The following is a 26,932-nucleotide window of genomic DNA, read 5'->3' on the forward strand; positions in this document are numbered from 1 at the left end:
ACACGAGGTATTGCGGATCATGAGCCAGAACCATCGCGTTCGAAACATTACCATCAAACCCGTGTGGGCCACTCTCAAACAGGGGGGTAGGCAACTTAATTACTCCAACTTGAACTCAGCACTCTTGACGCAAATTTGTCTACAAACTCATTTTTCTCAGTAACCTGAGAACTCATTTACCACACAACGAAGAGACACTTATAAACCAGTCCCTCTATCGCCGCATAAATAGTAGCATAGTCAACGCCTGCCTGCAGCCTTATTTATCAGTTACCCCAGTTCTGCTGACGGGATCACGCAACTCTGATTGCCAACCAATACCGACGATTTCGGCTCTAGACCGCACCACGCCACCGACTGTGGCCGCCGCATTTTCTGGTAGACCAAAGCTCGTGGGGCTGAAGGGTGTGATACTGACTGCGTGGAAACTGATTCCGTTGTAAACTTCTTCGTAGAGCACAATATCGTCTTCGCCCAGATTTTCTCCGGTATGCACTTCAATCAGATACATAGTCGGCTTGCCGGGATCTTCCATTCGGTGCATCGTGACCCAGTACTCGGCACTATTATAGCAGCTTTGCCGAGTCAGGATGCTACTAAGCCTGACCATGATACGCTTGAATTGGATTTCATACCAACCCCAGGGCCGATGAAATTCTGGATATTTAATGACTAGTGAATCTTGTCTGGCTTTAGATGTGACGACAAACTGACCGACATCTCCGGCGCGGTTCATGTCGATCACGAAGATCGCATCGCGCGTGGTGATTTCGTCAATGTTTTCAATCCGAACCTGGCTAGGTTGATGCTATCCTCTTCGCTACGCAGTAATGTATTTTCGCACTCGATAGCGGTTGCTGGCCATTCCAGCCATAGAGACCGGAGCAACCCGCCCCAAGTCGAAGGGCAATAGAATTGTCGGTCTTCCCCACAATTGTCCGGTCAAATGAGCCTACGGGTTATTTTCCATAGATTTAGGAACCTGGCTAAATCGTGCCTAACTCTACTGTCCCTTGTTTCAGAGCGTATCGACATTACTTGGTCAATTCCAGTTCGCGGGTTTCGAATACGGAAACGATACAGGCAACACGAAACAAATACATCCTAGCGCTCAACAATGCCGTCGCTGCGTAGGGAGTATCGGGCAAAACCCGAATCTCAGCCCCTGAGACTATCCACCTCACCTCGGCTCGCACACCAGTTTCAGATAGCTGTATTGTTCTGCCTGAGAGGCGAGTATGACAGCGAATGTCACCAACACCACTGCCAAGTTACTCCGCGCTTGTTTGAACAGCATGCCTCCCCGGTCGCGTGATCGGAAGGAACAATCAGCATCAGGTTATCAGAACCAGCCGACGTCATAGCCAAGATCTCCGAGTAGCAGTCGACCTTTGGCAAGCTGCTGGGCAGCACCCATGCGCCGATGTAATCACTCTGACCTACCCGGCGGTAATAAATAAGCTGAGCGGCCACCCCTGACTGTCGCAGATGGCGTACAACTTCGTGCTCAAACCTCCTTTCGTCCGACCGGCCAAGCGTTCACGCCCATACTGGTCACTGTGCGGTGGGCGTTCAGATAAGTTGCGCCGATCATCATCGACTTCTCTTCACCGTGACCAGCGGCCAGCCCACCCCTCATTTGAAGTGACCTGCCCCCCGAGGCTCCCTCATTCATAACGAGAGTCTGCGGGTTTGGTTTTCATATTCTCCGTCGTCTGATTGGGCAAGCGCGCCGGGCGCAGAGCCCTCAAACTGCTCAAGCGTCCGGCGCGCTTCTGCGGGTGTTTGGTTGCCGAGCGATGAGTGCGGCCTGACGTTGTTGTAGTCGTATCGCCAGAGCGCCAGCTTGCGCCGGGCATCCTCCAGTCTGTCGAACATCTCCTCGTTCAGGAGCTCATCGCGCAGGCTGCCGTTGAAGCTTTCGATGAAGGCGTTCTGCTGCGGCTTGCCCGGATCGATGTAGTGCCAGTCGACGCCGTTGTCGTTGGCCCACTTCAGGATTGCCCGGCTGGTGAACTCGGTCCCGTTGTCGCTGACAATGCTGGTCGGTCTGCCATAGACCCGGACAAGCGCATCCAGCTCCCGCGCCATGAAACACAAACCCCGTCCAAAACAGTGCGGAGTTTCTCTTCCACGGAATGTTGGCGTCTCGCCTTCCTGCGGATTTCTTTGACGACCCTCTCTGTCGTCACTTTGTGCTTCCTGACTCAGCCCCCTGATCCGGGCCGTTTAGGTGTAGGATCCGTTCCTGTTACTTTCTGTAAGCTGCTTCAGCTCTTTCAACTGGTCTACGCCCATTCCGCCGTATATTTTGTCGCCAGCAGTAATAGGTCTGCTCCACAACGCCAATCTGTCTGATCGCGTCGAGACGGGACATTCGTGCACTCTCAGGTCACAACAAGAAAGTGATAGCACCTGCCTTGACAACACACCTTGAGATCCAACAGGAATCGCAGTTCTGGTAGCACTCACTTGACTGACAGGATAAGGTCTCTGTGTTACCAATTTCATGCGCGTGATTACATAACCGATAAATACGGTCATCTCTATCTTTTACTTACATGCTCGCCTAAAGTATCCGACATTTAACTTGCGACATATTCGGCAGCCTTAAAGTAATTCTAGATACTGAAGTATGATGTCGTCGGCCACGTTGCCTGACGTTGTCAAGAAGTATTCGCGCTCCTAAAATCGTCTGCACCAGTATCGTTTACGCAGTTCCGGGAACTCCATCTGCACCCGCCGCGACTAGCGGCCTTTGATCCGCTGCATGACGTTCGATAGCGCAATCTGCGGCGGCAAAGATATGAACATGTGAACGTGACCTCGCGCCGGCACACCCTTAACGATATGCATACCCATCTCGGTGCAGCTCTGGCGGATGATCTCACGAATGCACTCTCGCATCGCTCCCTGCAGGCAGTGTGTATGTTTAAGTTGGAGAAGGTGTGGTCGACTGCAAGTCCAATAGATTGTCGGTATTACAATCTATATTATCCCGCAAAGTAAGCGTAGCATGTAGACTTATCGGGCGATACCACCTTTTGCGCTCCCCAACCCCAAGTTGGTTCACAATCAAAAGCCGGGCAGCGCGACACCAGACGGAAAATGGCAAAAGCCAGGCGGTAAAAAAACCACTCGCTACATGGAAATTGGCAACGGGCATCTGCCCGGCGACAAGTACCTGAAACCAAGCGCTAGATACCAATTGCTTATTTCTTAGAATAACAACAGGGGTGGGGTCAGCGCGGGTGCCGGATCGCGCGATTAATTGAAATCGAGCCAGAGCCACTGTTAAGAAACGGCTCTAACTATCTGGAAAATTCTGACGCCGGACATGCTTTAGCTCGGCATGCTGACCTGTTTCTGAGATCGCCTCGACGCTACACTCAGAAAATGCCTTGGGTGGAAGAGATGGGCCAATCCTTCTACCTTAAACACTAATAGGGACACAGTTCAGATATCGCTTACACATAAAAAAGCAGTCACAGAACTGCTACCGCTTCTCATCACTAACTTTTGAAACGGCAATTAAACCGCCTGCTGCTTGCGGCGGCGCATGAAGCCGAGGCCCGCCAGTCCACCGATCAGCAGAAGGCCGGTCGCGGGCAGCGGTACCGGTGCGGGAACAGGAGCAACGGTAAAGCTCTTGATGACAAAATTGTCGTCCGATTTGCAGTAAAACCAACCACACTTGTGACCATCTGCCAGAACCTTGAAGGACGACGCGATCACATTGCCAAATTTGAACGGGTTCTGCGTGCTCTCATTCGCGACCTTTGTATGCCCCACATAAATGTCCCAGTCGTCCGAGGTATCAACATGCGAGAAGGTCACTGAAACCAAGCGTACCGCCTTTTTGAATGCGAATGTCAACCATTCATCAAACAAGCCATCCAGGGTGCCCGTGTCATCCCAGCTTGTGCGAACTCCAATACCATTACGGAACTGAGAAATTCTGGGGTTATGGCCAAGCGAACCTGCAGTAACCGTTCCAGAAACACCGTCCACATCAAATGAACCTGTGGCTCCGGAAATATTAAGATCCCCACCTCCCATGAGATTCACATGCACTGTGGTAGCATTTGCCCCAAAGGCCATCATCACAATCAGGGATGCAAGTGCCAGAACCTTTTTCATCGTAACCCCTACGAACTTTTTACTTTGTATAATTTTCATTAACTCTAGCAGAATTCACGCCGAAGTGCGAACAAGAATTCGCGAGGTGCCATAAAAAGCCCTATTGCACAGGGGGTTATTCACAATATTAAGGTTTCATTAAGATATTATGCCTCTACTTTTTTGATAGTTAGTGAACAGTTTCGAGTATGCCCCAATTATTGTTTCCCGATAAAGTATCAGCTGCGAATCTGCGGTCCCGACCCAACCAAAGCTTGGGCAGGGTCGCGGAACGCCAGATCAGACTTAAATCGCCCGCTTTCTGACCCATCCCAGGAACGCCTTGTCCGGGCTGCGCAGCGGCTTTCGTCCGTAGCTGGCCCAGAAACTCTGCCATTCCGCCTCCAGCGCGTAGATATCCCAGCCCGGCGCCAGCGCCCGGGCCGCCTCGAGGGTTTCGGGTTTCAGCTGCAGCCCTCCCCCTGCTTCGACCACCACATCGCGTCGGGAGACGCGGATGATGTCGCCCGGCTCTTCGCTCAGCACATAATCGGGCAGGTGATTGGTGGCGATCATGTCGCGCAACATCTTGCGGAACACCCGGCGCGGCGAGGCCGAACCGGATTTCTTCAGCAGCGTCTCAACCGACACCCGCCAATCGCGCTGGCGCCCGCAATGCTTGCGGGCCAATTCATAGATCCGCCGCTCCAGCGGTTTGCGTAGACGAAAGTAATCGCGGCTCAGCGTCAGCACCGATTTCGCCAGCACCGCCCTAAACAGCCAGTCCGACAGTTTGACCGAAACGCTGACCATCCGCCCTGCCCTTGTATGACGCACGATCTCCCAGCTTTCGATCAGACCAAAGCCAGTCGTCGTCTCCACCCCGCCTGTCACCATGTTGGTGGTGATGCGAGTGCCGGCCAGTCTCTCGAACGCCTCGCGCAGCCGCTTGTACCCATCGCCCGAGGTTTCGCGATTGGTCGCCACCAGCAGATCATGTGCCTTCAGATGCAGCACCCGGCTGACCGCGCGCCCGGCATTGATCGCCGCCATCAGCTGACTGATACAGAAGATCAGGATATCCTTGTCATGGATGGTCGCCAGCCCCCGCACCGACGGCGTGACGGTGATTTCCACATCATTATGCTCATAGCTCAGGATGCGCCGGTCCGGCCGGGTCGAGAGCGAAAACATCGGATGCTCCATCGATCCCATGTCGGTCTTGGGTAGCGCATCGAAGATATCGCAGACAAAGAAATCCGCCGTCGGATGCCGGTCTGGCAGCAGCCCCCTTGCCCCCGCGGTCACGTCTCCGCTCATAAAAAATAAATCAGAACTGAAGCACTCCAGCCCATGTTTCTGCCCCTGACCTGCCCGAATCTTTTATCGTGGTTTTATTGACGCCTACCCTAAAGTTATCCACAGACTGGGTAAAGCGCCCGATCGTGGGATCAGAATCGGGTCAACGTGGGATCAGAGTCGCCTGATCGTGGGATCAGATTCACTACTGATTGAAAATGGTGCTCAGAACTGTTTTGTTTCAACGCGTTAGATGACGACTGTGAATCGTGTAACTACTATATAACCATATTCTAACTAAAAAAAAATTGGCACAGCCTTTCACTCGATGGTTTGTGAAATCCTGAATTCTTTGATTTGCTTAGAAAAATACAAGGTGATGCTCATAGTTCTTTCACGTGCCGTATTTTATGGTACACTGGTGAAAACACAGCATATCGAGCAGACAGAACATGGCTATATCTCCGAAAGACGGGTTACCTCCCTATTTCAACATCAATCCTGACGCCGCTCTTGCCGAGCTTGGAGAGCCATCCACTACAGCCAGTTTTGCTGCCATTGCCAGCGCCTGCACTCGGGGCCGGGAAGATCTGGCCAACCGCGGTCTGGAGGATGGTGGGACCCGGCAGTTGCGTCTGTTTTCGACCTGGGAAATCACCCGCTATCTGATCCCGGTTGCAGCCCCGCATTTCCGACGGGTGCTCAAGGCCAACCCGGACCTGCCACAAGGCCGCTCGGAATCAGAAGGCGGGGCCAAGTGGTTTACGCTGGATGAGGTGCTGCGGCTCAGGGCGCATTTCGCCTCGGAAGGATCGAAAGCCAAAGAGTACCGCCCCTATCGTCCCGAAGGATTGCCGGCCAAAATGGTCTCTGTGGCCAACTTCAAGGGCGGTGTGGGCAAAACCTCGACCTGTGCGCATCTGGCCATGTCAGCGGCGCTGGATGGCTACAAGGTGCTGGTGATCGATCTGGACAGCCAGGGGTCAATGACGTCGATCTTTGGCGGCGCGGTCAGGGACGAATGGCAGACGGTATTTCCGTTGCTGGCCCGGCACTATGCCGGATATCTGCGCCGGGAAAATCAGGGACGGTTGGATCGGGGCGAACCGCCCCACCCCATCGACGACACGCTGATGGAGGCGCTGGATACCCGTGCGGATCATCTGATCCAGAAAACCCACTGGCCCAATATCGACCTGATCGGGGCGCAACTGAACCTCTACTGGGCCGAGTTTCAGATTCCGGTCTGGCGCATGCAGGCCCGCGGCTGGAAGCTGTGGGATGCGCTGACCGAGACGCTGGAGGCGGATGGTATCCTCCGCGCGTATGACCTGATCTTCATCGATACCCCGCCCGCGCTTGGGTATCTGACCATCAACGGTCTGGCGGCTGCAGACGTCCTGCTGGTCCCGATGGGGGCCTCGTTTCTGGAGTTTGATTCCACGGGGCGGTTCTTCGACATGTTGCATTCCACCTTCCAGTCGATTGAAGAGGGCGAGAACATGGCGGCCCGGGCGCTGGGGCGCGACGAGATGGCTTTTGAATGGGATGCAGTGCGTACCGTCATCACCCGCTACGACGGCACCCAGCAGGCAGAGCTGGCGGGGCTGATGCAATCGTATCTGGGCGGGGCATTATCACCCCACCGGCAGGAATTCACCGCGCTGATCGGTCAGGCCGGGGAACAGGTGAACGGTATCTACGAGGCCGATTACCGCGATTTCAACCGCGAAACCTATGCCCGTGGGCGCGAGACATTCGACGAAACCTATGCCGCCTTCAAGCGGCTGGTTCTGGGTGTCTGGCGTCGCGAAGAGCTGGCCCTGCAGGCCGCGCAGCAACCCGAGCCGGTTTCATGAGCCCCCTGCCCTGTCCGGGCGGATGTTTCGCGCGCGAAACGCAGCTGCAGGCGGTACCAACTGCCTGTTGCACCGTACGCGCAGGTAACCGGGTGGCACGCAACCGAGTCTATGACAGGCGGATGAGGAGGATTTAAAATGGCAAAACGCAAACGGCTGAACCCTGCCACCCGCACAGATTCCCTGCCTGCCGGTGCCCCTGCCTCGGATATGGCGCTTGAGACGAAATCCATGTTCCCGCCCGTTCAGTCTGTCCCCCCGATTGCACAGGTGGCGGGCGATACGGCGCTGCAGGCCGCAGTGGACGATCTGAGCACCGAGATCCGCACCGCTAGGGCCGAGGGGCGGTTGGTACAGCATGTACCGCTGGCCGCCATCGAGGAAACCCATCTTGTTCGCGACCGCATTGTGGTGGATGGGGATGAGATGTCGGCCCTTGTCGAAAGCCTGCGGGCCCGTGGCCAGCAAACCCCGATCGAAGTGGTCAAGCTGGCCGAGGGCCGGTTCGGTCTGATTTCCGGCTGGCGCCGTCTGACCGCGCTGAAGGCGCTGTATGCGGAAACCGACGAAGAGCGCTTTGCCACCGTGCAGGCGTTGCTCCGCCGCCCCGAGAGCGCCTCGGACGCCTATCTGGCGATGGTCGAGGAAAACGAGATTCGCGTCGGGCTGTCCTATTACGAACGCGCCCGGATCGCTGCGCGCGCGGCCGAACAGGGGGTCTATCCGGATGAGGCCTCTGCGCTGCGCGGTCTGTTCGCCTCGGTCAGCCGGGCGAAACGATCCAAGATCGGATCCTTCATTGTCATCTATCACGCATTGGATGCGTCGCTGCGATTTGCCGCCGCAATCTCGGAGCGGTTGGGGTTGAGCTTGTCAAAAGCCCTCCGGGAAGATCCCACTCTGGGCGCGCGCATCGCCCGGGAACTGGACAAGGTGAAGCCGGATACGGCCGAGGTTGAAGCAGCGTTGCTGACCCGCAGGATCCAGGGGAAAAAAAGCAAAAAACAGGATCTAAATAAGGCTTCTGAGGCATCGATGCGCACCGGGGAAGTGATTGGACCAGTGACCCTGACCCGTTCGGCCGATGGCTCATCCTTGACGCTGACCGGGATGACCGATGATCTGCACGAACGTCTGAAGGCCTGGCTGGCCACCCAGACCTGAAGTGTTTCGCGCGCGAAACATCAGGGTACCGGTGCTTGCCTTGAATCAGCGGACTGGCGATAACGTTGAAAGCATTTGATCCGATTTGAATTTTAATTTGTGGAAGAGTTCCGTGTCAGCCCCTGCCGCTAAAGTTTCCATTATCGTTGTCAGCTACAACACCCGTGACATGACGCTGGAATGTCTGCGTTCCGTGCAAGCGGAGACGCGTCTTCCCTATGAGCTGATTGTGGTGGACAACACCTCAACCGACGGATCCGCCGAGGCAATCGCAGAGGAATTTCCCGGCATCACCCTGCTGGCCGAGAGCGAAAATCATGGTTTTGCCAAGGCCAACAATATAGCTGCCGAGCGGGCGCAGGGTGAATATGTCTTGTTACTCAACCCTGACACCGTTGTTCTGGATGGTGCCATAGACAGGCTTTTAGCCTTTGCCGAATCGCATCCCCGGGCCCGGATTTGGGGCGGGCGCACGCTTTATGGTGACCGTAGCCTCAACCCCACGTCCTGCTGGCGCAGGATGAGCCTGTGGAACATCTGCTGCCGCACGTTTGGACTGACCGGCGTTTTCCCGAACAGTTCGGTTTTCAATTCCGAGGCGTATGGCGGCTGGGACCGCAGCACCGAGCGTCAGGTGGATATCGTTACAGGCTGTTTTTTGTTGATCCGGCGCGAGGACTGGCAGGCATTGGGCGGGTTTGATTTGACCTTTTTCATGTATGGGGAAGAGGCGGATCTGTGCCTGCGCGCCGCCAAAAACCTTGGCGCGTCCCCACGTATGACCCCCGATGCAGTGATCGTGCATTATGGCGGGGCATCAGAAAAGGTACGCAGCGACAAGATGGTACGATTGCTGAGGGCAAAAACCGAGCTGATCAGCCGCCATATCCCCGGTTGGCAGAGGCCGCTGGCCCGGGCATTGTTTGGGGTTTGGCCTCTGACCCGGCGGCTGGCCTTTTCGGTACTGCGCCCTGGAGGCGACAACGCGCTGGTGTGGTCGGAAATATGGAAACGCCGCCATGAATGGCGGCGTGGGTTTTCAGGCTGACAGGTCTTTTCGGCGGTGGTTTTATTCAAACAGCTTGCGCTGAGGGACCACGATTACATCACCCGGTGCCAACACTGTGCTGCCGGGGATGCCGCCGCCATTCGTGCGATAATTGTATAGAAATATCTGGTCGCCCCGGCGCAGCTGAATACGTTTGTCCGCAGCGAAACGGGTCAGCCCGCCAGCCTGGGCAATGGCGTGTAGGATGGTGATGCCCGGGGTTGCGTCCAGCTTGCCGGGGCTGGCAATCTCGCCGGTAACGTAGATCTCCTGGGTCGCCGGAACAGCTGCCGCTGCCGGTACGGCGACTGCACCAACCGAGACAAACACGGTCGGAGGGGCGGCAAAATTGGAGGCCAACGCATTTGTCAGATCCGTTCTGACCTGATCGACGGTACGCCCACCGGCCGAGATGCTGCCGGCAAGCGGAAAGCTGATCGATCCGTCCGGCAATACCAGCGTACTGCGGTTGAGGCTGTTATCCTCAAGCACTTCGATGCTGAGCGTGTCGCCCGATTTGATCCTGTAATTGCTTTGCGCCTGCGCTGCGACTGCAATGAGCATCATGACGAAAAATCCGAACAGAACCCTGAACATGGCTGGTCCTCACAAAGGCTGATGTTGAATGGGCAGATTAGCGCGTATCCATGCCGTCCGTAAGACCCGGAAAGGTCTTAGCCTGCGGGTTGTGACCGGAATGCCCCTTGGAATTCAATTATCTGTCTCAGGTGCGGGAACTGTTTCCGGTTCGTCCGTCAAACGCGCGATCTCGGATTTTACCGTCTCCAACAGCGGGGCAGGGGGATCCAGTTCGATGACCTTTTCAAGCACCTGCAGGGCCTCGCCGGTGCGGTTCAGTGAGGCATAGGTCGCGGCCAGATGATATTGCACCATCGGATCCTCCGGCAGCTCCTGCGCGGCGGGTTCCAGATGCACAAGCGCGTCGTCGAAATCACCGCGGCGATAAGCAATCCAGCCATAAGTGTCCTGAAAGGCGGGAACGTCTGTTCCGCGCAAACGGCGGGCGATCGTGTAAGCACGATCCAGGCTTTCAGCGTCCTCCCGATGTGAGCTCAGAAGGCTGGCCAGATTGTTGGCGAACAGCGGCACGCCGCTGTTTTGGGCATAGAGCACCTCGTAGATATCGATGGCGTCCTCGATATCACCCTCGCGTTCCAGTACCCCGGCTTTGACCCATTGCAGGTTGACGTTGTTGGGCAGGGCGGCGAGGGCATCGTTCAGAATCTGGTTGGCGGCTTCTGCCTCGCCCTGAATGGCTTTGAGACGATAAAGCGCCAGCCAAACCTGTTCGGTTTCAGGCTGGTCCTGCAATATCGCCCGGAAGGTAGTTTCAGCTTCGTCCAGGCGGTTGTCCATGGCCAGAACCGATCCTCTGACGAAACGCAAAGCCGGATCGTCAGGGGTCTTTTGCAGGGCGCTTTCGGCCCGGGTCAGAGCCGTGTCGATCTCGCCTCGTCCGATATAAGACCGGATCAGGCCGATCTCGGCCGCCTGCCCGGATTGCTCGTGCTGTGACAGCGATTCCAGAAAGGATAACAGCGCTTCCTCGTTGCCCTGACCAGCCAGCAACCGGGCGGTGAGATTATGCGAGAGGCTGGCGGTTGCGTCGCCGAAATCGTCCAGCCGATCAATAACCTCCTGTGCTCGGCCCCAATCCTGCAAGTCGATGTATAGCGTTCCAAGGGTTGCCAGCAGTTCGATATTGTCCGGTTGCACCCGCAGCGCATTGATCAAAACGGATTCGGCGTTCAGGCCTTGATCGTTGCTGGCCAGGAAAGCGGCATAGCGTAGTGACTCCGCCGGAGCGGCGCCGGAAGCTTCAACTGCCAGCGACAGCATCTCGGCCATGAGGGCCCGGTTGCCGTCTCGCTCATGCGCGCTGGCTAGAAGTGTCATCAGCCCTGCGTCGCGAGGGCTTTCCCCCAAAGCGGTGCGCAGCAGCGTGATGGCCTCGCCGGGGCGGTCATCTCCGATCAGCCAACCTGCCTGTAACTTGGTCGCCCCCACATGGCGCGAATCCGAGGTCAGGACTTCTTCGACCAACGCTTTTGCCTGATCGGTGTTACCGGTTGTGTTCAGCATCCGGGCGAGTGTGGTCTTGATATTGTCCGTTTCTGCCGATGGCTCGGCGTCGGCCAGTACGTCCTGCAATTCGGCGATGGCCGCTTCGGGATTCTCGCTTTCATAAGTGAACACCGCCCGTAGCGCGCGGTAAGCGGTGTCATGCGGGCCAGAGGTCGCCACGGCGGCGTCCAGTTCGGCAAGGGCGGCCTCCGGACTGCGATAATTGTTGAGGAACCGGATCAGCCGGATGCGACTGTCGGGGCTGTCCGCATCCAGTTCGATTTCCGAGCGCAGATAGGCTTCGGCTTCGGCGAGAAGCTCATTCGTCAGATACCAGTTCAATAGCAGTGAATCGATGTTGGGATCATCGGGGAACCGCTCTGTCATTTCCAGCATCTGGGCTTCGATTCCGTCCGTGTCGTCCATTTCGGCAAGAACTGCCAGCCGCATCGTGTATAGGGCTTTGAAATCCGGAGCGGCCTGAAGCGCCGCGTCGAGCGCATCTACCGCCCCGGGCCAATCCCGGCCTTGAATCAGCTTGTCGATGACGACTTGATGCGCACTGATCAATTCCGGGTTTCCAGCCAGCAATGACTGCGCGGATTCAAAAGCAGCAACCTGCGCCGTGCTGTTCTGATTCTGGGTTGCTGCCCAATAATCCAGCAGCACCAGCATGGAGCGGGCCTGCGGGTCGTCCGGTGCTATTTCAGCGGCAGCACGGCCATGGCGTTCAACCTCGTCCCAGTCGCCATTTTCCAGCGCCATGTCCGCCAGCGCCTGACGCCCTTCCAGATTGTCCGGATATTGCTCGACCAGCCGCAGATATTGACCATAGGCCTCGGGTGTCGCACCGCGTTCGCGCTGCATCCGGGCATAAGTCAGGCGCGCTTCTTTATGGGTGCCGTTCAGCTTGAAAACATTGCGAAACTCGATGGTCGCCCGTTCGATATCGCCGTTTTCAAGATGTTCCAGCGCGGTCTGAAAGTGTTTTTCGGCTCGCTCTTCCGCCGTGTCGCAGGCAGCGAGGAGGCCAACCCCGATGATCAGGGCAAGCCTTAATAAGCTGGTCCTCAGCATATTATTGGTCTTCCGGTCCCAAAATGCAGGAAGCCTGCGTGTCAGTTCGTATCAGTATCCGGTGCAGCGTAGAACAACGCCCACGGTCTTTACAAGAATCGACAGGTCGGTCTTCAGCGTCAAGTTTTCATAATAGTTTGTGTCGAACTGCGCGCGTGCAGCAAACGTTGTCGCGTTTCGGTCCGAAACCTGCCAGGGGCCTGTAATGCCGGGGCGCAATGCGTAATAGGCCTGACCGGGATACAGCGCTTTCTGACTTTCCATCATGGGACGGGGTCCGACAATGGACATGTCGCCACGCAGAACGTTCCACAGTTGCGGTAGCTCGTCGAGGGACGATTTGCGCAGTAATTTACCGACCGGCGTAATACGCGGATCGTCTTTCAGTTTCTGTGTGCTGTTCCATTCGGCCCGGGCTTTGGGGTTGGCGGCCAGATGAGCCTCCAGTCGTTCCTGGGCGTTGGGCACCATGGTGCGGATTTTCAGCATTTCAAAGATGTCGCCATCCTTGCCGATCCGTCGTTGACGAAAAACCGGAGACGCACCGGTCGCCGCAGTAATCAGAACGAAGATGGCAATCAGTGGCGCCGCAATAGGCGCCATCAGGAGAACCAGAGCGATGTCAAAAAAACGCTTGAAGCGATCACGATAGAGCCTTGAAGGCTGTGCTGCGATACTATGGTGACGGAATTGACCAACCGATGCTGTTTCGGCAGCCGAGAATTCTTTTACATGAGTCGTCATAAACAAAATAACCCCAAAACACTTACAACAGTCTGCTCGGACCTCGTTGTCACTCTTAACTTCACGCCGACAAACTGGCGCGCAACACAAACGGGCGATGGTTCTTAGTAATGTCCCCCTGCAGAAGTCTTAACAGTTTTTAGTTTGTATTTGCATAAAAATTGAGTGACGGAAGCCATGAATTTCTTAAGTAATTATATCTAAATGATTTTCATCTCAAGCAAAGTTTAAGCAATGTGCTGCGGCAGTTCAAGGGCCATCATCTATGATCCTATTTCAGGCCGATTGTGCATATTTGCTTCACATTCCAGCCATCATGCTGCCCAATTGTACTGTGGGTTGAAAGACCATCGCTTTGATGCGCCCTGCCTGGATGGCCAGTCCGCATGTGGTGTTGAGTATCTGTACCTGATGACTTTTTTGTTCTTCGTTGCTAAGACCCAATGAGTATTTGAAGAGGGATCTTGTTTTAATGAAGATTGAAGAAACCGCTTTGCAGGGTGTTTTAATCCTGACGCCGATGCGGTTTGGGGATGCACGGGGGTTTTTCAGCGAAAGCTGGAATCGACGCAGGCTGGCAGATTTTGGAATCGATCTGGAATTTGTACAGGACAACCATTCCCTGTCGGGGCAGGTGGGCACTCTGCGCGGATTGCACTTTCAGGCACCGCCTCATGCGCAGGATAAGCTGGTGCGCTGCGGGCGGGGGTGGCTGTTTGATGTCGTCGTCGATATCCGCACAGGCTCACCCACTTTCGGGCATTGGATCGGAGTCGAGTTGTCGGCTGAAAACGGGCGTCAGATTCTGGTGCCCAAGGGGTTCCTGCACGGCTTCGTCACCCGCGAACCCGACACCGAAATCTGTTACAAATGCACAGATTACTACGCACCGGAGTGCGATGGCGCGGTGCGTTGGGACAGTTGTGGTATTGACTGGGAGCTGATCGGCGATCCGGTTCTGTCCGAAAAAGACGCCGCCGCTCCGGCCCTGTCCGATTTCGACAGCCCTTTTGTTTGGGAGGGTGCCGCGTGAAAATCCTTGTGACCGGCGGGGCCGGGTTCATCGGATCGGCTGTGGTTCGGCAGGCCATTGCCGCAGGGCATCAGGTGATCAATCTGGACGCACTGACCTATGCCGCCTGTCTCGACAATGTGGCGAGCGTGGGCAATTCGCCCAATTATGCCTTTGTAGAGGCTGATATTCGTGACCGTGCGGCGATTGATCAGGTCTTTGCCGGCCATAGCCCGGACGCTGTGATGCATTTGGCAGCGGAGTCCCATGTGGACCGTTCGATCGACGGGCCCGGAACCTTTATCGAGACCAATATCACCGGCACCTATACATTGCTTGAGGCTGTGCGGGCGTATTGGCAGGCGCAGAACCGGCCCGAGGGCTTCCGCTTTCACCACATCTCGACCGACGAGGTGTTCGGCTCGCTTGGCGAAAGCGGTGCGTTCACCGAAGAAACGCCTTACGATCCGCGCTCGCCCTATTCGGCCTCGAAAGCGGCCAGCGACCATCTGGTCCGCGCCTGGCACGAGACCTACGGGCTGCCGGTGGTGCTGTCCAATTGCTCGAACAATTACGGGCCGTTTCATTTCCCCGAGAAACTTATCCCGGTGGTGATCCTGAACGCCTTGGCGGGCAAACCGATCCCGGTCTACGGCAAAGGTGAGAATGTGCGCGACTGGCTTTATGTCGAGGACCACGCCGACGCGCTGCTGACCGTACTTCAGAAGGGCAGGGTGGGGCAGTCCTACAATATCGGCGGCGAGAACGAAGCCCGCAACATCGATCTGGTGCGTATGATCTGTAGTATTCTCGACAAAAAACGCCCGCGAAACAGACCCTATTCCGAACAAATTAGCTTTGTTGCCGATCGCCCGGGTCACGATTTGCGTTATGCCATCGATCCGACCCGTATCCGTGATGAACTGGGCTGGCGGCCCTCGGTTACGTTGGAGGAAGGGTTGGAAAAGACGGTGCAGTGGTATCTGGACAATGAAAGCTGGTGGCGGGCCTTGCAGGATCGGCAGGGCGTGGGTGAACGGCTGGGGGTAAAGGCGTGATCCTTGTCTTCGGTAAGACCGGTCAGGTGGCACGGGAACTGGTGGCATATGGGGATGTTGTCTGTCTGGACCGGGCCGGGGCTGACCTGTCGGACCCCGAAGCATGCGACCAAGCCATCCGCTCGCGAAACCCAAGGGCGGTGATCAATGCTGCCGCCTATACGGCTGTGGATCAGGCCGAAGAAGAAGAGGCTCTGGCTACGGTCATCAACGGCAATGCGCCGGGCGCGATGGCGCAAGCCTGCGCTGCCTTGGATGTGCCTCTGGTTCAGATCTCAACCGATTACGTGTTCGATGGCGGCGGCGACACGCCCTGGGCACCGGAAAATGCCACCGGTCCGCTGGGGGCGTATGGGCGTTCGAAGCTTAGGGGGGAACAGGCAGTAAGTAGGGCAGGGGGGTGTTATGCGATCCTGCGGACCTCTTGGGTGGTCTCGGCGCATGGTGCGAATTTCGTCAAGACTATGCTTAGGCTGGGCAAGGAACGTGACCGGCTGACCATCGTTGCCGATCAGATCGGCGGGCCAACCCCGGCGCGCGCCATTGCGGCGGCCTGTATGGAGATTGCCGGGCAGCTTGCCGCTGATCCGGGCAAAACCGGAGCCTACCATTTCGCAGGCGCTCCAGATGTCAGCTGGGCCGGGTTCGCGCGTGAAATCTTTGCGCAGTCGGGCATCACCTGTGACGTCGCGGATATTCCCAGTTCGGATTATCCGACCCCGGCCAGACGACCGCTGAATTCACGGCTGGATTGCACAACATTAGAGACTGTTTTCAGCATTTCCCGCCCCGACTGGCGGCAGGGTTTGAAAGATATTCTGAAGGATTTGGGAGAGATCTGATGACACAGCGCAAAGGGATCATCCTGGCGGGCGGCAGCGGGACGCGGCTTTATCCGATCACCATGGGTCTGTCGAAGCAATTGCTGCCGATCTATGACAAGCCGATGATTTATTACCCGCTCAGCGTGTTGATGCTGGCCGGTATCCGCGAGATCTGCATCATCACCACGCCGCAGGATCAGCAACAGTTTCAGCGCACGCTGGGGGACGGGTTGCAATGGGGTGTGACGCTCAGCTATCAGGTGCAGCCCAGCCCTGACGGGTTGGCACAGGCCTATATTCTGGCCGAGGCGTTTCTGGCAGGCGCGCCATCGGCGATGATCCTGGGTGATAACATCTTTTTTGGCCATGGCTTGCCCAAGTTGATGGCTGCGGCGGATGCCAAACCGGCGGGGGGGACCGTGTTCGGCTATCACGTAGCGGATCCCGAGCGTTATGGCGTTGTTGCCTTCGACGATGTGGGCCGGGCGCGGGAGATCATCGAAAAACCCCCGGTGCCGCCCTCGAAATACGCGGTGACGGGGCTTTACTTTCTGGATGCTACGGCTTCCGAGCGCGCCCGCGCCGTCACGCCGTCCCCGCGCGGCGAGTTGGAGATCACCGAACTGCTGCAATCTTACCTGGAAGAGGGTGCGCTGCAGGTGGAAACCATGGGGCGAGGGTATGCCTGGCTGGATACTGGTACCCATGCCTCGTTATTGGATGCGGGCAATTTCGTGCGCACCCTGGAAGAACGGCAGGGGTTGCAGACTGGCTGTCCCGAAGAGGTCGCCTTTCAACAAGGCTGGATCAGCCGGGGCGAACTGGCCGCACAGGCCGAACGTTTTGCCAAGAACGGGTACGGGGCCTATCTGGCCGGGTTGCTGCAGTAAATTTTTGCAGTAAACGTATGTTTACCTGATGGATAAGGCCCTGCTCGAAGTGGAAACAATGAGGTCAAATCATTGCTTTTGTACCACATATTGTGATGAAATGTGGCGAGACCGACAAGATTATTGCTAAATCAGAACAAAATTAATAAAGTGGCGCACATGGAGTTGGGCAGCGTGTATCTGACTGCCTTTTAGTTTCGTTTAACGAGTGAACCGGGTGAGGGTAATGAAGGTCTTCTTCCAAAAAATAGCTGCGGCTGCGACTGCCGTAACCATTGCCAGCGCTGTTCCGGCGTCGGCTATAACTGTGGATCTCAACGGCCCTGCTGCGGGGGGGTACAAAGAGGTTCAAGTAGATGTGCCTGATGTTTGGTCCCACACCGCCCACGTTGATGCCGGGGCGTATAGCATGACGGATGTGACACCGGGCAACAACGTGCTGGGTGACTTTGTTGCATTCTGTCTGGACCTTGCGGCCTGGATCGGCCGTGGGCAGGGTTATGAGTTTAAGGTTACGGACACGCCATTTTCCAACAGCGTTGATCTGATAGCCAATGGCGCGCTTCAGAGAATTCAGTCGATTTTTGATGCCAACTACAGCGAATCCGTCGCAACCGACAGCAGGAAAACATCGGCTGCGTTTCAGGTGGCTTTGTGGAATGCCGTTTACGATGATGACTGGACCGTCACTGGTGCAGATGGGGACGGCTTCAATGCGGCCGGCAAATGGGGCGGAGTTAACGGCGTGATCAATCAGGCCAACGACTATCTGCTTGCTGCGCAGAATTATAACGGCCCGCAAAAGTGGCGTCTAAGCTTTCTGGAAAGCACGGCCAATCCGCGATATCAGAATCTTGTAACGGTTGCACCGGTGCCTCTGCCAGCCGCTGGCTTGATGCTGGTGGGTGCGTTGGCTGGTTTCGGCCTATTGCGCCGTCGGCGTGCGACCACCTGATTTCAAAAATCTTTTGCGATTTTTCAAAGGGCTGCCATAGAGCGGCCCTTTTTTTACGATGAACATTACCCGGCATGGGCACTGTGTTCGGAATAAGACCTTGCCACATAAGTAGACATTCGGCACATTTACTCTACTTATGAGGGTGGTGCACCATCTCCGTAGCCTGGAGTGTTCCGATGGGAATTCTTTTGTTGGCCGTTCTGGCAAGTAGCATCAGCGCCGCAATAGCGTTGATCGCAGGCTATGGCTTTGTGACCGTGTTTGCAGTCTATTGCTTGACTGGCCTGGCTAGTGTTTTCCTGATTATCCTGCCGTCGATGTGGATGTGTGCACTGAGAAAGTCATGGATCCGGCGCGCACAAGAGAAGCTGACCTCAGAAGCGTGATCACAAGGCCAAAGGGCGCGCGCTATTCGGACACTTTCATGGATTTTGGTTCCATAAAATGAGTGTGATATAGGTCGCTCCGGAATGGCTGTGTGATCTGATATAAGTTGAGTGTGATATCGGAATCCGCAGGCGGAAGCTTCATTAAACCGGTAGCGAGTTTGGGCTTCTCCATAAAATTGCCTGAAATTGATGTCAGACTGGAAACATAAGCGCTCTGATCGTCACAAATGAGAGGTCAGTGGTTGTATTAATAGCTCTGCTGGGCCATGTCAGTGTGGAGTGAATGCGGTTCTGGTCAGACTTGCCCTGATCACATCGCAAGGGTTTGTTGTAGATGGTTTTTAAAGTTTCTCGGTCATCATGACGACGGGTGATCTTTATATCGAACATTTCAGTCTCAGGGAGCGGCCCTTTACATTGTTGCCGGACCCGAGCTTTCTGTATTGGTCTGCGCACCATAAACGCGCGTATTCCATCCTTGAATTTGGCATTATCTCGCGTGCTCCGATTACGCTGATCACTGGCGAAATTGGGTCGGGCAAGACAACCTTGCTGCAAAAGCTGATCAGCCAGATGGATGAGGATGTCACGGTCGGGCTGGTTTCGAACGCCCAGGGCGGGCGCGGGGAGTTGCTGCAATGGGTGCTTAACGCGCTGGATGTGCCGGCAACGCCGCGGGCGCCCTATGTGCAATTGTTTCAGGTTCTGCAGGATTTTCTGGTTGCTGAATATGCCGAAGGCCGCAGAGTTGTACTGATCTTTGACGAGGCGCAGAACCTGTCACGCGAAGGTCTGGAAGAGATACGAATGCTGACCAATATCAACTCTAACAAGGATGAATTGATCCAGTTGATCCTGGTTGGTCAGCCGGAATTGCGTGATGTTGTGCTGCATCCGAAGATGCGTCAGATGGCGCAGCGGGTGGCGGCCAGCTTTCACCTGCCTCGCATGGATCCCGAGACGGTCGCCGCGTATATCGCGCATCGTCTGCAGATTGCAGGTGGGACGGGCGAAGAATTCTCGGCCGAGGCTTGTAATTTGATTTACGAAGCGACAGCGGGTGTGCCGCGATTAGTGAATCAGATCTGCGAGTTCTCAATGCTTTATGCTTGGAGTGAGGAAGTGCATTTGGTTACCTCACAGACTGTAAATAATGTGCTGAAAGACGATGTTTTTTTTGGCGCCATGTCGCAACCAAATAAAGAACCCGAAGATACCCGCCAGGTGCTGAAGCTTGAAACGCATCAACAAGTGTCATCGGAGGAAAAAGCGGGATGAGCAATCTCCGGATACGAATTAACGGAAAACGGGAAGACTGAACGTGGATTTTCGTTACTACTGGTCGATTTTTTCGCGGCGTTTGCCCTATTTTCTGATCGTGGCCTCGGTGATCAGCGCGGCCTCGGTCATCGTCGCGATGGCATTGCCGCCGGCCTATGTGTCCAGCATGAAGCTGATCGTGGAATCGGCGCGTATTCCGGATCAACTGGCCGAGTCGACGGTGCGTACCCCGGCGCAGGAGCAGTTGCAGATTCTGGAGCAGCGTCTGCTGACTCGAGCGAACCTACTGGAGATCGCCAGCGATCAGCGGGTCTTTGCAAATCAATCCGAGATGACGGCCGACCGGGTCGTACAGGCGATGCGGTCCCGCACCTCGGTAAAACCCAGTAGTCGTCGGGCAGCTGTCCCCCTGATGGAGATCAGCTTTGAGGCGCGTACCGGGGCCATCGCAGCGGGTGTGCTCAATGAGTATCTAACCTTGATTCAAAAGGAAGACGTTGAATCCCGCACCGGGCGCGCGACTCAGACGTTGGAGTTCTTTGAAAATGAGGTGAATCGGCTGAGTGAAGAACTGGCCGAACGCAATGCACGTATTCTGTCCTTCAAAACCGAAAACTCTGATGCACTGCCGGAAAGTCTGGATTACCGGCTGAGTCAGCAGACCTTTTTGCAGGAGCGGCTGGCGATGGTGACACGCGAGATTGCGGGTCTTGAAGATCAGCGGCAAAACCTGATCCGTCTTTTTGAGACCACGGGGCAGGTTGGCGGCGTTGGCGAGGTGGCGCTGACACCCGAGCGTCAGCAACTGGAGGTTCTGCGTCGCCAGCTTAACGAGGCGCTGGCGATCTATTCCGAAGAAAACCCGCGTGTGAAAGTTCTGAGGTCCCGGATTGCCCAGGCTGAGGAAGCTGTCCGGGCCCAGCCTGACCCTCAGCCAGAGGAAGAGGCAACAGGGAATTCGCTCTTGGATATTCAACTGGCCGAGATCGCGACGCGGTCCGGTGTGCTTGAGGCACAGAAAAACACCACGGAAGCTCAGCTGGCCGAAGTCACTGATAAGATCAATCGCACGCCCGCAAATGCGATACGGGCCGAGGAGCTGGTTCTGGACCGCGACAATATCCAGCAACAGTACAATCTGGCGGTAGATCGTCTGTCCCGGGCCAGCACTGGTGAGCGGATCGAGGTGACGGCGCAGGGTCAGCGCGTATCCGTGATTGAACCACCGGTGGCACCCAGCAAACCATCCAGACCAAACCGGGCGCTGATTGCAGGCGGCGGCAGTTTTTTTGGCATTTTGTGTGGAATTGCCCTGGTCGTGTTGCTTGAGTTTCTGAACCGCTCGGTTCGTCGGCCGGCAGACCTGGTCTCGCGCCTTGGTGTAACGCCGCTGGCCACCATTCCATATATTGCGACGCCGGGTGAAATCTGGCGGCGGCGGAGCTGGAAACTGGTACGGCTGCTGGCGATTGTGATTGCCGTTCCAGCGGCTGTTTATGCTGTGCATGTCTATTACCAGCCTCTGGATCTGGTTGCTGAGCGGGCCATAGACAAGATCGGGATACGCTGGTGATCGATGAGGCGAGAGAACAGGGACGGAGAGGTTAGCGCGCGATGGAAAAACTGCAGGCAGCGATAGAAAAGGCCCGGTCACAGCGTCAAAAACGCGGCCTGCCACAACCGGTTTCGGTGTCCGAAAAGACACCGGAGAAACCCGCAGATGAGGCGCTTCAGGCCCGTTGGCAAGGGCTTGTACCGGTCGAGGTATCGCAGCGACTGATTGGTGCCAACCGACTGGTCGCCAGCGCGGGTGGTACTGAGGCGGGTCCGTTCGATATGTTGCGTACGCGCATCCTGCAACAGTCCCGCGCAAATGGCTGGAAACGGGTGGCGCTGGTGTCGCCACACAGCGGCTGCGGCAAAAGCACAACAGCGGCCAATCTGGCTTTCAGCTTTGGTCGGCAGCGTGATCTGCGCACGATGGTTCTGGATCTCGATCTGCGCCGGGTCGGTCTGGCGCGCATTCTCGAACAGGATTGTGCGCGTACAATGGGGGATGTTCTGATCGGGGGCGTTGCGTTCGCCGATCATGGCCGCCGGTTGGGGGATAACGTGGCATTGGGGCTGAACAGCAGCCCGGTCCAGAACCCCGCAGAGATTCTGCAAAGTGGCAAGGCCGGCGAAATTTTGGATGCGATTGAGGCTGATTTCAAACCGGACATCATGATCTTCGACATGCCACCGCTGGCAGCGGCTGATGACAATTTTGGCTTCCTCAAAAACGCCGACTGCGCCCTGCTTCTTGCAGCAGCCGAGCGTACTACGGTCGATCAGATCGACGTGGCCGAGCGTCAGTTAGCGGAACTAACCAGCGTGATGGGCATTGTCTTGAATAAATGCCTCTATACTGAGGGCGCATACGGGTACGGGTACGGGTATGGATAGAATGTTCGGGTGTATATTGAGTAATAGGATTTTTGGAGTGATTTCAGACAGTGTACTGCCCGGTGTCGGATGGTGAGATGGCAGAATATCCCAGAGCTTTGTCCATTATCCTATTTCAACTGATCATGACGCTGTGGATTACAAAGCGTTGGTGCTGCTGGATATTCTGGCGGTGGACACACGCAGCTTGCCAACGGGCCGGGTGACCAAGGCGTATGCATCCTGTGGCGGGATTGTAAAAGGATTTTTGTAGGTTGCCCGGGGTTCCGGGTATTTTGGAGAATGATATGGGCGAACGGATGTTGGAGGCAGAAGTGTGATTATTCCTGTGATCTTGTGCGGAGGAACGGAGCCGGGACTTTGGCCTAGTTCGCGTTCGGCCTACCCAAAGCAGTTCGTTGAAATAACAAAGGGGCAAAACCTGTTTAAGAATACGCTCCGGCGGTTGTCGGGTCCTGATTTTGCAACGCCTGTCCTAGTGACTGATGACACGTCCCGCTTTTTGATCGAAGAACAGGCGGCGCAAATGGGGCTAATTGACGGGCAGTTCATACTTGAACCCTGCGCGCGCAACACTGGACCTGCGGTCCTGACTGCAGCCCTGAATGCCAAGGACATGCCGGACGCACTGATGCTGGTCGCGCCATCGGATCACCTGATCCCAGATGCGGAGGCGTTCCGGCAAGCGGTTCGGATCGGGGCCGAAGCCGCCCGCGCTGGGTCGTTGGTGATCTTTGGCGCCACGCCGACACGTCCCGAAGCCGGATTTGATTATCTGCAACTGGCTGGTGCTGACGAAGGGGGGAGGACAGTCAAACTGGCGGGTATTGTCGAAAAAACCGATGCGGACAGGGCCGCGCAAATGCTGGCGCAGGGCGATTGCCTGTGGAATGCCGACATGTACCTTTTCCGGGTGCGCGATATCATTTCAGCGTTCGAGACCCATGCGCCGGACCTGATCGAACCCTGCCGCCAAGCGTTGAGCGAGGGCTATGACGATCTGGGTTTTTACCGTCTGGACGGAGAGGCTTATGAGAACATCCGGGCCACCTCGATCATCTCCGCGGTTATGGGGAAAGCGGATAATACCATTGGGGTTTCGCTGGAAACGCGCTGGTCCGATTTGAATCTGTGGAATTCACTGCACCAGGTTCTGCCCTCTGACGAACAGGATGTTGTCAGCATGGGGTCCGTGACAGCAGTCAATTGCGAGAACACAGTATTGCGCAGCGAAGAGGACCATGTTCGCCTAGTTGGTCTGGGTTTGAGGAACATAGCCGCCGTGGCCACGCGGGATGCGATCCTTGTCGCCGATCTCGATGAGGTGCAGAACGTCGACAGCGTGGTGGCCAAGCTCAGAGCTGAAAATGTGGCGCAGGCCGACGACTATCCCCGGTTCCACCGACCGTGGGGTTGGTATGAAACCCTGTGTCTGGGTGAGAGGTTTCAGGTCAAGCGGATTATGGTCAAGCCGGGGGGCATCCTGAGTTTACAGAGCCATGTGCACCGTGCAGAACACTGGGTAGTCGTGGCTGGAACCGCCCGGGTTACCGTGGACGAAGAGGTCAAGCTGCTGTCCGAGAATGAATCCGTTTATATTCCGCTAGGCGCAGTTCACCGGATGGAGAACCCGGGCAAACTGCCGATGTATCTGATCGAGGTGCAGACCGGGTCTTATCTGGGGGAAGACGACATTGTGCGCTACGAAGATGTCTACAACAGAACATAACCCCGATCCGGCCCATACCACCTTTGACAGCCCCCGCCGGGTTCTGATTGTTGTTGAAAACCTTCCGGTGCCGCTGGACCGGCGCGTCTGGCTTGAGGCCACATCGCTGACGGCGGCAGGTTATCAGGTCAGCGTGATCTGTCCGACCGGCAAGGGGTGGGACAAGCATTACGAGGAAATCAACGGAGTGCATATCTATCGCTACCCCGAGCCTCCTGAGGCCCATTCCGGTGCGGTGGCCTATGCGCGCGAATGGGGTGGGGCGTTGTGGCATATGTTCCGTCTGGCCCGCAAGGTGCGGCGCGAGCACGGCTTTGATGTGATCCACGGCTGCAACCCGCCCGATCTGATCTTTCTGCTGGCGCTGCGGTACCGGATGGCCGGTGTGCGCTATCTTTTTGACCACCATGATGTTTGCCCCGAGCTGTTCGAGGCGAAGTTTGGCAAGCGGGGCCTGCTGTATCGCATCATGCTGATCTGGGAACGCATGACCTTTGCGACCGCGCAGGTGTCCATCGCCACGAATGAAAGCTTTCGCCAGATTGCCATTCATAGGGGAAAAATGGCGCCCGATGACGTGTTTGTTGTCCGTTCGGCCCCCAAGATCGAAAAATTCGAGATCCGGCCAGCGGATCTGGCCATGCGCAAGGGTGCGGGGACTGTGTTGGGCTATGTCGGTGTCATTGGCCAGCAGGAAGGTATGGATCTGCTGGTGGCTGCGGCGGATCATCTGATACGCGACCTTGGCCAGACCGATGTACATTTTGTCATCGTGGGCTTTGGTCCTCATCTGCCTGAGGTCGAGAAGGATGTGCGCGATCGCGGGTTGGAAGCGTATTTTACCTTCACCGGCGCGCTTTATGACGAGGATCTACTCAAGGCGCTCAACAGCGCGGATATCGGCGTCAGCCCGGATCCTAAAAACGCGATGAACGACATCTCGACGATGAACAAAGTCATGGAATATATGACTCTGGAAAAACCGGTTGTGCAGTTCGACCTGAAAGAGGGGAAAGCCTCGGCCGAGGATGCTTCGCTTTATGCTGAGGCCAACGATCCGGTCGATTTCGCCGAGAAGATCAACTGGCTGATACATCATCCCGATGAAGGCCGGGCAATGGGGCAGCGTGGGCGCGCGCGCGTCATGGGCAGCCTGAGCTGGACCCATTCAGTGCCCAGGCTACTGGCGGCCTATGACCGGATTTTTGCCGGGCGCTGAGCCCCCAGAGAAACTACGGGGTAGGGGCGGTGGCCCCTACATTGGCACGAAACTTGGAAGTTTCGAAAGGCTTTGCCCGACAAACCCCAGCAATCTGGCTTCCGCATCGGCCTCGGTTTCGTCCTCGCGGATCGGGGTTACATAGCGCACCAGCGCGCCGTCGGTGCGCCCCATTGTCAGGCCATCGACCACAACCCCGATCTTGGCGGCGAAATCGTTGGTCTGTCGCTTGCCGCGCTGTTCAAACCAGTAATAGACCAGCTGCTTTTGCAGACCCTTCTGGATGACGGCTCGGTTTACCTCGAACGCGCCATAGGCCGGCACGCCCGGATCGATCCGGCGGGGTTCCAGGCTGAAGATCTCCCAGCCGCCGACCGGCAGGCACACCTCGGGCGAATGGATGCCATCGCCTTCGGTTTGCTTGTCGTAGAAGGCAACGAACATGTTGATATGGCCGCTCTGACCGGGTGCGGCATAGGTGGTATTGAGGTAGTCGGTCGCGCCCAGCACCCGCTCGACATCTGGATCGAGCAGGGCCGCCGAGCCTGACCATTCACCAAGCTGGCGCGGGTAAAGCGCAAAGGGGCTGCGGTCGATCGGCACTTTGTCCGGGCTGGGCTGCAGAACCCAAGCCACCGACATTGCCAGTGTCAGCAAGGCGCCCGCAGCCAGCGCGCGTGAGGGCCGGATGGCGAGGATACGTTCAGCCACTGTCAGCAGGCCGCTGGTGTCCAGATCGACCGCTTCGGCCAGTGGTTTTGGGTTTGGGGTCAGGCGTTGCAGCGCGACGGCCATGGCAAACAGGATGGCGATACAGGTGAGGAAAATCACCCAGCCTTCGAAGAAGTGCAAAAATCCCTCGGCCATTTCGATGCCGTGGTGATTGACCAGAACACCTATCACCCCGATGCGGATCGAATTCATCAGCACCGTCAGCGGCGCGGCCGAGATCAACAGCACCACCTTGTGCCAGATCGGCCCGCGATAGAGCAGCGCGAATAGATAGGAGAAGCTGAGGATCGGGAACAGGTAGCGCAGGCCGGAACAGGCCTCGGCCACCTGCAGTTTGTAGACACCCAGATCGATGATATTGCCATCCAGATAGACCGAGACACCGGCCTGCTGCACGAACCAGACGCCGATAACCGAGGAGATGCTCTGCAGAAAGATCGTGAGTTTCCAGTAGATGAAATTCGGCAGCGGCAGCATGAAGACCAGATGCAGTACCGGCAGTTGGTGTCGCCGTCCGATATTCCAACCAAACACGGTCAGCACCACACCGCCTATCCAGATGATCATGGCATAGGTGACAATGTCGGGGACGCTGGCAAGATTGCCCAGGATTGCCACAAACAGCCCGAACGCAATCACCAGGATACCGGGCCAGCGGTCCCTGACCTCGCCCGGCGGCGGCGGGTAATTGCGCATCTCCCGCAGGAACAGATAGAGAGAGATAACCGGGATCAGTGGGCCGTGGCTGTATTCAGCAGTTGCCCAGGCCTGACCCAGCGAAACGATACCGATCCAGAAAATCGGGATCGACCCCAGAACCAGCACTGCGAACCAGAACAGTCCGGCCGGGTTATAGGATTTGACTCGACTGACCTGTGGTACGGATGTTGAAAAATCCACGTGCGTCACCTGATACTCGTTAAACAATGGCTTTCGCGGAGCCCTTGTATCTGATCATAACGAAAACGGGGGGGTATTGGCCACTCAAACCGGGGTTACC

At 56.5% G+C, this 26,932-nt stretch carries 21 protein-coding genes and 3 pseudogenes; 14 read left to right on the top strand and 10 right to left on the bottom strand.

The window, feature by feature from the left end:
* Positions 1-259: 259 nt before the first annotated feature.
* From ACRZ96_RS20235 to ACRZ96_RS20260, 6 genes and pseudogenes are all read right to left on the bottom strand, one after another.
* On the bottom strand, positions 260-736 hold the full coding sequence (locus ACRZ96_RS20235) for a cupin domain-containing protein (protein WP_480815030.1): 477 nt from the start codon (positions 734-736) through the stop codon (positions 260-262).
* Positions 737-1,345: 609 nt separating this feature from the next.
* Positions 1,346-1,642: pseudogene (locus tag ACRZ96_RS20240) on the bottom strand (IS5/IS1182 family transposase); the annotation flags it as partial.
* A 29-nt stretch (positions 1,643-1,671) separates the two neighbouring features.
* Positions 1,672-2,091: pseudogene (locus ACRZ96_RS20245) on the bottom strand (integrase core domain-containing protein); the annotation flags it as partial.
* A 519-nt stretch (positions 2,092-2,610) separates the two neighbouring features.
* Positions 2,611-2,919 (bottom strand): annotated as a pseudogene (tnpA, locus tag ACRZ96_RS20250) (IS200/IS605 family transposase); the annotation flags it as partial.
* Between the two features lie 612 nt (positions 2,920-3,531).
* Positions 3,532-4,140 (bottom strand): VPLPA-CTERM sorting domain-containing protein, encoded by a 609-nt coding sequence (locus ACRZ96_RS20255; RefSeq protein WP_480814996.1) that lies wholly within the window; start codon positions 4,138-4,140, stop codon positions 3,532-3,534.
* 285 nt (positions 4,141-4,425) lie between these two features.
* The gene (locus tag ACRZ96_RS20260) at positions 4,426-5,439 is read right to left on the bottom strand and encodes a replication initiator protein A (RefSeq protein WP_480814997.1); all 1,014 of its coding nucleotides are present in this window, start codon (positions 5,437-5,439) and stop codon (positions 4,426-4,428) included.
* A 431-nt stretch (positions 5,440-5,870) separates the two neighbouring features.
* Between ACRZ96_RS20260 and ACRZ96_RS20265 the strand changes: the two genes are divergently transcribed.
* From ACRZ96_RS20265 to ACRZ96_RS20275, 3 genes are all read left to right on the top strand, one after another.
* Positions 5,871-7,277, top strand: a complete 1,407-nt coding sequence (locus ACRZ96_RS20265) for an AAA family ATPase (RefSeq protein ID WP_480814998.1) — start codon at positions 5,871-5,873, stop codon at positions 7,275-7,277.
* A 138-nt stretch (positions 7,278-7,415) separates the two neighbouring features.
* A complete protein-coding gene (locus ACRZ96_RS20270) occupies positions 7,416-8,441 on the top strand; it encodes a ParB/RepB/Spo0J family partition protein (protein ID WP_480814999.1) in 1,026 nt (341 codons plus the stop codon).
* A 112-nt stretch (positions 8,442-8,553) separates the two neighbouring features.
* A complete protein-coding gene (locus ACRZ96_RS20275; protein WP_480815000.1) occupies positions 8,554-9,489 on the top strand; it encodes a glycosyltransferase family 2 protein in 936 nt (311 codons plus the stop codon).
* A gap of 21 nt (positions 9,490-9,510) precedes the next feature.
* Here ACRZ96_RS20275 and ACRZ96_RS20280 read toward each other — a convergent pair whose 3' ends face one another.
* From ACRZ96_RS20280 to ACRZ96_RS20290, 3 genes are all read right to left on the bottom strand, one after another.
* Entirely contained in the window at positions 9,511-10,086 is a 576-nt protein-coding gene (locus tag ACRZ96_RS20280; protein WP_480815001.1) for a polysaccharide biosynthesis/export family protein, read from the bottom strand.
* A gap of 114 nt (positions 10,087-10,200) precedes the next feature.
* Complete coding sequence (locus ACRZ96_RS20285) at positions 10,201-12,651, bottom strand: tetratricopeptide repeat protein (RefSeq protein WP_480815002.1); 2,451 nt, start codon at positions 12,649-12,651, stop codon at positions 10,201-10,203.
* 51 nt (positions 12,652-12,702) lie between these two features.
* The gene (locus ACRZ96_RS20290; RefSeq protein WP_480815003.1) at positions 12,703-13,395 is read right to left on the bottom strand and encodes a sugar transferase; all 693 of its coding nucleotides are present in this window, start codon (positions 13,393-13,395) and stop codon (positions 12,703-12,705) included.
* Positions 13,396-13,867: 472 nt separating this feature from the next.
* On the opposite strand from ACRZ96_RS20290, the gene rfbC reads away from it, so the two are divergent.
* The 11 genes from rfbC (at position 13,868) to ACRZ96_RS20345 (ending at position 25,200) form a co-directional block, all read left to right on the top strand.
* On the top strand, positions 13,868-14,428 hold the full coding sequence (rfbC, locus tag ACRZ96_RS20295; protein ID WP_480815004.1) for a dTDP-4-dehydrorhamnose 3,5-epimerase: 561 nt from the start codon (positions 13,868-13,870) through the stop codon (positions 14,426-14,428).
* Positions 14,425-15,465, top strand: a complete 1,041-nt coding sequence (rfbB, locus tag ACRZ96_RS20300; RefSeq protein WP_480815005.1) for a dTDP-glucose 4,6-dehydratase — start codon at positions 14,425-14,427, stop codon at positions 15,463-15,465. The genes rfbC and rfbB overlap by 4 nt, the downstream gene beginning before the upstream one ends.
* Positions 15,462-16,307, top strand: coding sequence for a dTDP-4-dehydrorhamnose reductase (rfbD, locus tag ACRZ96_RS20305; RefSeq protein ID WP_480815006.1), 846 nt, complete (start codon positions 15,462-15,464; stop codon positions 16,305-16,307). The genes rfbB and rfbD overlap by 4 nt, the downstream gene beginning before the upstream one ends.
* Complete coding sequence (rfbA, locus tag ACRZ96_RS20310) at positions 16,307-17,179, top strand: glucose-1-phosphate thymidylyltransferase RfbA (protein ID WP_480815007.1); 873 nt, start codon at positions 16,307-16,309, stop codon at positions 17,177-17,179. Before rfbD ends, rfbA begins: the two co-directional genes overlap by 1 nt.
* Before the next feature lie 226 nt (positions 17,180-17,405).
* Positions 17,406-18,134: a VPLPA-CTERM sorting domain-containing protein gene (locus ACRZ96_RS20315; RefSeq protein WP_480815008.1), complete on the top strand. Its 729-nt coding sequence runs from the start codon at positions 17,406-17,408 to the stop codon at positions 18,132-18,134.
* 179 nt (positions 18,135-18,313) lie between these two features.
* Positions 18,314-18,523 (top strand): hypothetical protein, encoded by a 210-nt coding sequence (locus ACRZ96_RS20320; protein ID WP_480815009.1) that lies wholly within the window; start codon positions 18,314-18,316, stop codon positions 18,521-18,523.
* Between the two features lie 363 nt (positions 18,524-18,886).
* The gene (locus ACRZ96_RS20325; RefSeq protein ID WP_480815010.1) at positions 18,887-19,804 is read left to right on the top strand and encodes an ExeA family protein; all 918 of its coding nucleotides are present in this window, start codon (positions 18,887-18,889) and stop codon (positions 19,802-19,804) included.
* 43 nt (positions 19,805-19,847) lie between these two features.
* Positions 19,848-21,380, top strand: coding sequence for a GumC family protein (locus tag ACRZ96_RS20330; protein WP_480815011.1), 1,533 nt, complete (start codon positions 19,848-19,850; stop codon positions 21,378-21,380).
* A gap of 41 nt (positions 21,381-21,421) precedes the next feature.
* The gene (locus ACRZ96_RS20335; protein ID WP_480815012.1) at positions 21,422-22,252 is read left to right on the top strand and encodes a CpsD/CapB family tyrosine-protein kinase; all 831 of its coding nucleotides are present in this window, start codon (positions 21,422-21,424) and stop codon (positions 22,250-22,252) included.
* Positions 22,253-22,580: 328 nt separating this feature from the next.
* Complete coding sequence (locus ACRZ96_RS20340; RefSeq protein ID WP_480815031.1) at positions 22,581-23,981, top strand: mannose-1-phosphate guanylyltransferase/mannose-6-phosphate isomerase; 1,401 nt, start codon at positions 22,581-22,583, stop codon at positions 23,979-23,981.
* Positions 23,962-25,200 (top strand): glycosyltransferase family 4 protein, encoded by a 1,239-nt coding sequence (locus ACRZ96_RS20345; protein WP_480815013.1) that lies wholly within the window; start codon positions 23,962-23,964, stop codon positions 25,198-25,200. Before ACRZ96_RS20340 ends, ACRZ96_RS20345 begins: the two co-directional genes overlap by 20 nt.
* A 36-nt stretch (positions 25,201-25,236) precedes the next feature.
* On the opposite strand, the gene xrtD is transcribed toward ACRZ96_RS20345, so the two are convergent.
* The gene (gene xrtD, locus ACRZ96_RS20350; RefSeq protein ID WP_480815014.1) at positions 25,237-26,832 is read right to left on the bottom strand and encodes a VPLPA-CTERM-specific exosortase XrtD; all 1,596 of its coding nucleotides are present in this window, start codon (positions 26,830-26,832) and stop codon (positions 25,237-25,239) included.
* Between the last annotated feature and the right edge of the window lie 100 nt (positions 26,833-26,932).

This window comes from Ruegeria sp. CF1 (genome assembly GCF_056537445.1).

Bases quoted from the DNA above. Each gene is read 5' to 3' on its own strand.
- ACRZ96_RS20235 (WP_480815030.1), bottom strand. From the start codon at position 736: ATGAACCGCGCCGGAGATGTCGGTCAGTTTGTCGTCACATCTAAAGCC.
- ACRZ96_RS20255 (WP_480814996.1), bottom strand. From the start codon at position 4,140: ATGAAAAAGGTTCTGGCACTTGCATCCCTGATTGTGATGATGGCCTTT.
- ACRZ96_RS20260 (WP_480814997.1), bottom strand. From the start codon at position 5,439: ATGAGCGGAGACGTGACCGCGGGGGCAAGGGGGCTGCTGCCAGACCGG.
- ACRZ96_RS20265 (WP_480814998.1), top strand. From the start codon at position 5,871: ATGGCTATATCTCCGAAAGACGGGTTACCTCCCTATTTCAACATCAAT.
- ACRZ96_RS20270 (WP_480814999.1), top strand. From the start codon at position 7,416: ATGGCAAAACGCAAACGGCTGAACCCTGCCACCCGCACAGATTCCCTG.
- ACRZ96_RS20280 (WP_480815001.1), bottom strand. From the start codon at position 10,086: ATGTTCAGGGTTCTGTTCGGATTTTTCGTCATGATGCTCATTGCAGTC.
- ACRZ96_RS20285 (WP_480815002.1), bottom strand. From the start codon at position 12,651: ATGCTGAGGACCAGCTTATTAAGGCTTGCCCTGATCATCGGGGTTGGC.
- ACRZ96_RS20290 (WP_480815003.1), bottom strand. From the start codon at position 13,395: ATGACGACTCATGTAAAAGAATTCTCGGCTGCCGAAACAGCATCGGTT.
- rfbC (WP_480815004.1), top strand. From the start codon at position 13,868: ATGAAGATTGAAGAAACCGCTTTGCAGGGTGTTTTAATCCTGACGCCG.
- rfbA (WP_480815007.1), top strand. From the start codon at position 16,307: ATGACACAGCGCAAAGGGATCATCCTGGCGGGCGGCAGCGGGACGCGG.
- ACRZ96_RS20315 (WP_480815008.1), top strand. From the start codon at position 17,406: ATGAAGGTCTTCTTCCAAAAAATAGCTGCGGCTGCGACTGCCGTAACC.
- ACRZ96_RS20320 (WP_480815009.1), top strand. From the start codon at position 18,314: ATGGGAATTCTTTTGTTGGCCGTTCTGGCAAGTAGCATCAGCGCCGCA.
- ACRZ96_RS20325 (WP_480815010.1), top strand. From the start codon at position 18,887: ATGACGACGGGTGATCTTTATATCGAACATTTCAGTCTCAGGGAGCGG.
- ACRZ96_RS20335 (WP_480815012.1), top strand. From the start codon at position 21,422: ATGGAAAAACTGCAGGCAGCGATAGAAAAGGCCCGGTCACAGCGTCAA.
- ACRZ96_RS20345 (WP_480815013.1), top strand. From the start codon at position 23,962: ATGTCTACAACAGAACATAACCCCGATCCGGCCCATACCACCTTTGAC.